This is a genomic window from Bacillus sp. LL01 (genome assembly GCF_001037965.1).
The window spans coordinates 1-5,012 of the sequence record NZ_LFEL01000131.1; the positions used below are offsets into that span (position 1 = coordinate 1).

Here is a 5,012-nt window from a genome sequence, read left to right on the forward strand (position 1 = left end):
CAAGCAATTATTGAACAGCACGCATCTGCTATTGAAGAAAGTGATTACTCAGTCCATGAGATTTTGACACTTGCTTCAATTATTGAACGAGAAGCGCAAACTTCAGAGGATCGTTATAAGATCTCAGGAGTCCTATATAATCGTCTCGATAAAGGGATGAGGCTTGAAGTGGATCCGACTGTCGCTTATGCGATTGGTGAGCATAGATACATGACTTCGTTCAATGACCTTAACGTTGAATCTCCTTACAATACTTATCGAAATGCAGGAATTCCAATTGGACCAATTGCCAATCCAGGGGAGGATTCAATTAAAGCGGCACTCGCTCCAGAAGATACAAATTACTTGTTCTTCTATGCACGCTATAACGGTGAAGTCATTTACAATGAAACGTACGAAGCACACAATAGAACACACCAACAGTATCGTCAAGAGTGGGTAGAAGCCGCACAAGACGAAGGTGAAGAAGAAACAGAGACAGAGTAGGACAAGCAGAGGGGGATGTGGCATATGCACACTCCCTCTCTTTCTACGTGAACGAAAGTGAGGGTTCAGGCAATGATTAAAGCTGAAGTAGAAGAATATTTAAAGTCACTCGTACCTACAAGAGAGCCACTTGTCTTGGAGATGGAGCATTATGCCAAAGAGCATAACGTACCGATTATGGATTTAGTAGGGATGGAGAGCCTACTCCAACAACTAAAGCTGATTCAACCAGCTCGTATTTTAGAAGTTGGAGCAGCTATTGGGTACTCGGCGATTCGGATGGCACAAGCTCTACCGAATACAACAATTGTGACAATCGAACGAGATGAACATCGATATCAAGAAGCATTGGTTAATATTCGCAAAAATGAGTTAACAGACCGAATTCAGGTACGATTTGGAGATGCACTCGATTTAGCCGAAAAACTTGAATCAGAGCCCCTTTTTGATGTATTATTTATTGATGCCGCAAAAGGGCAATATAAACGTTTTTTTGATTTATACGGAAAAATGGTTAAGCCAAATGGCGTCGTATTWTCAGATAATGTTTTATTTAGAGGTCTAGTGGCCGAAGATGAGATAGAGGAAAAAAGACTGAGATCGATTGCCAAGAAGCTACGCATATATAATGAGTGGTTAATGGAGCATCAAGAGTATGAAACGAGAATTTTACCTCTCGGCGATGGTCTTGCAGTAAGTATTAAGAAATGAAGTGGTAGGAAGGTGTGATCACATGAGTAATAAGCCAGAGTTGCTTGCTACACCAAAAGATGTAGCAGCTGCAGAGCGATTACTACATGCAGGAGTAGATGCGTTAATCATTGGCGAACAGCGATATGGTTTACGTCTTGCAGGTGAATTTACAAGAGCGGATGTTGAAGCTGTAACAGAGCTTGCACATGATGCGGGGAAGAAAGTATATGTGGCTATGAATGCTCTTCTACACAATGATACAGTAGGTGAGTTAGCTGACTACATTGCCTTTTTAAAAGAAGCAAAAGTTGATGCAATTGTCTTCGGTGATCCAGCTGTATTAATGACGGCTAGAGAAGTAGCACCAGAGATGAAATTACATTGGAATACTGAAACTACGGCAACCAACTGGTTCACAGCGAATTACTGGGGCCGTAAAGGTGCTAAACGTGCCGTACTTGCACGTGAGCTAAATATGGATTCGATCGTTGAGATCAAAGAGAATGCAGAAGTGGAAATTGAGGTTCAAGTTCATGGGATGACGTGTATGTTCCAATCAAAACGTACATTAATTGGTAACTACATGAAATTCCAAGGCAAAAACCTTGCTGTTGAGCGTACGGATCAATCGCGTAATATGGTTTTATTCGACGCAGAACGTGATGCGAAGTACCCAATTTTTGAAGATGAAAATGGTACACATATTATGAGTCCAAATGACATCTCGATTATTGATGAACTTGAAGAAATGATTGATGCAGGAGTCGATAGCTTCAAGATTGACGGGATCCTAAAGTCAACGGAATACATGGAGAAGGTTGTGGCGATTTATCGCGAAGCAATCGATTTATGTGTGGATGACCGTGATGCCTATGATGATAAGAAAGATGAATTTGTCGAACAAGTTGAAGCAGTTCAACCAGATAATCGCAAATTAGATACAGGATTTTTCTTTAAAGAAACGGTTTATTAAGGAGGGAATATGTGATGCAGACGATTGCAGAACAAACAAAAGAAGGCAAACGCATTATTGTCAAAAAGCCTGAACTTCTTGCACCAGCTGGTAGCTTAGAGAAGTTAAAAGTCGCTGTACATTACGGTGCGGATGCGGTCTATATCGGCGGACGTGAATTTGGGTTACGCTCGAATGCAGACAACTTCTCGATYGAAGAAATGCGTGAAGGTGTTCAATTTGCAAGTAAGTATGGAGCAAAAGTATATGTGACAACAAATATTTATGCTCATAACGAGAACATGGACGGTCTTGAAGAGTATTTACGTGACTTGCAAGATGTCGGCGTAACTGGAATTATTGTTGCTGACCCGTTAATCATTGAAACATGTAAACGAGTCGCGCCTAAAGTAGAAGTTCACTTAAGTACGCAGCAATCTCTATCAAACTGGCTAGCTGTGAAGTATTGGAAAGAAGAAGGTCTTCACCGTGTTGTATTAGCACGTGAGGTCAGTCTTGAGGAAATGCTTGAAATGAAGAAGAATGTTGATATTGAAATTGAAACATTCGTTCACGGTGCAATGTGTATTTCTTACTCTGGACGCTGTGTGTTAAGTAATCACATGACTGCTCGTGATTCAAACCGCGGTGGCTGTTGTCAGTCTTGCCGTTGGGAATACGATTTGTATGAGACAAATGAAAACGGCGAAAAAGCATTATTCAATCCAGATGATGCATCGTACACTATGAGTCCAAAAGATTTGAATCTTGTTCAAGCCATTCCAAAGCTTATTGAAGCAGGAATTGATAGCTTAAAGGTAGAAGGACGTATGAAGTCGATTCACTACGTGGCGACGGTAACGAGCGTTTATCGTAAAGTGATTGATGCTTATTGTGCAGATCCTGAAAACTTTGTAATTGATAAAGCTTGGATGGACGAGCTTGAAAAATGTGCAAATCGTGACTTTGCCCCACAATTCTTTGAAGGTAAGCCAACCTATGAAGAGCAAATGTATGGCATTCATCCAAAACGTACGAAGTTTGACTTTGCTGGTCTTGTGCTTGATTATGAGGCAGAGACGAGTATGGTGACATTGCAACAACGTAACCATTTTAAGCCTGGTGATGAGATTGAATTCTTTGGTCCAGAAATTGAAAACTTTGTACAAACGGTAGGAACGATCTGGAATGAAGACGGGGAAGAGTTAGATGCAGCTAGACATCCACTTGAGACGATTCGTTTTAAAGTAGAACGTCCAGTATACCCTCAGAATATGATGCGTAAAGAGGTACGATAAATGGTGAAGAAACCGATAATTATTGGGGTAGCAGGCGGAACAGGCTCTGGGAAGACCACTGTAGCAAAAGAAATTTTTCAGCAATTTAATGAGCAATCCATTGTGTTAATTGAACAAGATGCTTACTACAAGGATCAAAGTCATCTTGAGTTCGAAGAGCGTCTGCAAACAAACTACGATCACCCTTTTGCATTTGATAATGATTTGTTGCTTGAACACTTGCAAATGCTCGCTCGTGGTGTAGGCGTGAATAAGCCAATCTATGATTACAAAATTCACACGCGTTCTRAAGATGTGATCGTGATTGATCCAAAAGATGTCATCATCTTAGAAGGTATCTTAATTTTAGAAGATGAGCGTTTACGTAATATGATGGACATTAAGCTATTTGTTGATACCGATGCTGATATCCGTATCATTCGTCGTTTAGTTCGTGATATACAAGAGCGTGGTCGYTCAATTGAATCCGTCATTGATCAATACACAACTGTAGTAAGACCCATGCATCTTCAATTCATTGAACCAACGAAGCGTTATGCGGATGTAGTCATTCCCGAGGGTGGACAAAATCGTGTCGCAATTGATTTAATGGTGACAAAAATTCGCACAATTATTGAAGAAAAAGCCATTTTGTAATAGCATAAGGAAAGCGAGGTTTTTATACCTTGCTTCTTTTTCTACATATGTATAGAATTTCTTCTAGTAGATGGGAATACTATATACAACTGATATTGGATATATGACGAGGAGTGAAAGTCAATGGCAGAAGAAAAAAAGCATTATATGACCGAAGAGGGTAAGCGTAAATTAGAAGACGAATTAGAATTTCTAAAAACAGAGCGACGTAAAGAGGTCGTAGAACGTATAAAGATTGCACGTAGTTTTGGTGATTTATCGGAGAACTCCGAGTACGATTCTGCTAAAGAAGAGCAAGCATTCGTTGAAGGACGTATCATTCAGCTTGAGAAAATGATTCGTAATGCTGTTATGATTGAAGAAGAAGCTGGCTCATCTCATGTTGTATCACTAGGTAAGCGTGTAAAGTTTGTTGAGCTTCCTGATGGTGACGAAGAAGAGTATACAATTGTAGGTAGTGCAGAGAGTGATCCGGCAGAAGGTAAAATCTCGAACGACTCACCAATGGCTCAAAGCATCCTAGGCCGCTCAGTTGGAGATAAAGTAACCGTACAAACACCAGCTGGCGATATGTCGATTGAAATTTTAGAAATTAATTAAGATACACGAAAACCGTCACAGATGTGGCGGTTTTTTGTGTGAAAAGAAAAGAGGCTGAGACAAAAGAATTTTAACTTATGTGAATCCGAACATTACAGATACGACCTATGTATACCGCTCCTGAACTAAACTTCGCTTTTCGCGGGGAGCTAGTGAGCTTCCTCGGGCTTTGCCCTGTGGGATCTCACTCCTGCTCTAGTCCCCGCAGAAGTCTCCGTATAGTTCATCCGCTAGATTAGYGCTTCGTTCGTATCMTGAGTCAAACACTCTAATTATGTCTCAGCCTCCTCCAATAATATATTTAGCGTTCAAATGCCTCTTTTGCAAGCTGTATGATAGTCATATCG

The 5,012-nt window shown here is 40.6% G+C and carries 6 protein-coding genes; all 6 read left to right on the plus strand.

Annotation, left to right across the window (positions count from 1 at the left end; all coding sequences use genetic code 11):
• Nucleotides 1-486, plus strand: a 486-nt coding sequence (gene mltG, locus AB685_RS26235; protein ID WP_047973536.1) for an endolytic transglycosylase MltG, incomplete at its 5' end; no start/stop codon positions are given.
• A gap of 72 nt (nt 487-558) precedes the next feature.
• Complete coding sequence (locus tag AB685_RS26240; RefSeq protein WP_047973537.1) at nt 559-1,197, plus strand: O-methyltransferase; 639 nt, start codon at nt 559-561, stop codon at nt 1,195-1,197.
• Nucleotides 1,198-1,219: 22 nt separating this feature from the next.
• Complete coding sequence (locus tag AB685_RS26245; RefSeq protein WP_047973538.1) at nt 1,220-2,152, plus strand: peptidase U32 family protein; 933 nt, start codon at nt 1,220-1,222, stop codon at nt 2,150-2,152.
• Nucleotides 2,153-2,166: 14 nt separating this feature from the next.
• Nucleotides 2,167-3,429, plus strand: a complete 1,263-nt coding sequence (locus tag AB685_RS26250; RefSeq protein WP_047973539.1) for a U32 family peptidase — start codon at nt 2,167-2,169, stop codon at nt 3,427-3,429.
• Nucleotides 3,430-4,065, plus strand: a complete 636-nt coding sequence (gene udk, locus AB685_RS26255; RefSeq protein ID WP_047973540.1) for a uridine kinase — start codon at nt 3,430-3,432, stop codon at nt 4,063-4,065.
• Nucleotides 4,066-4,188: 123 nt separating this feature from the next.
• Entirely contained in the window at nt 4,189-4,665 is a 477-nt protein-coding gene (greA, locus tag AB685_RS26260; protein WP_047973541.1) for a transcription elongation factor GreA, read from the plus strand.
• Nucleotides 4,666-5,012 lie beyond the last annotated feature (347 nt).

Excerpts from the sequence above, each read along its gene's own strand:
- AB685_RS26245 (WP_047973538.1), top strand. The coding sequence starts at position 1,220 with ATGAGTAATAAGCCAGAGTTGCTTGCTACACCAAAAGATGTAGCAGCT.
- greA (WP_047973541.1), top strand. The coding sequence starts at position 4,189 with ATGGCAGAAGAAAAAAAGCATTATATGACCGAAGAGGGTAAGCGTAAA.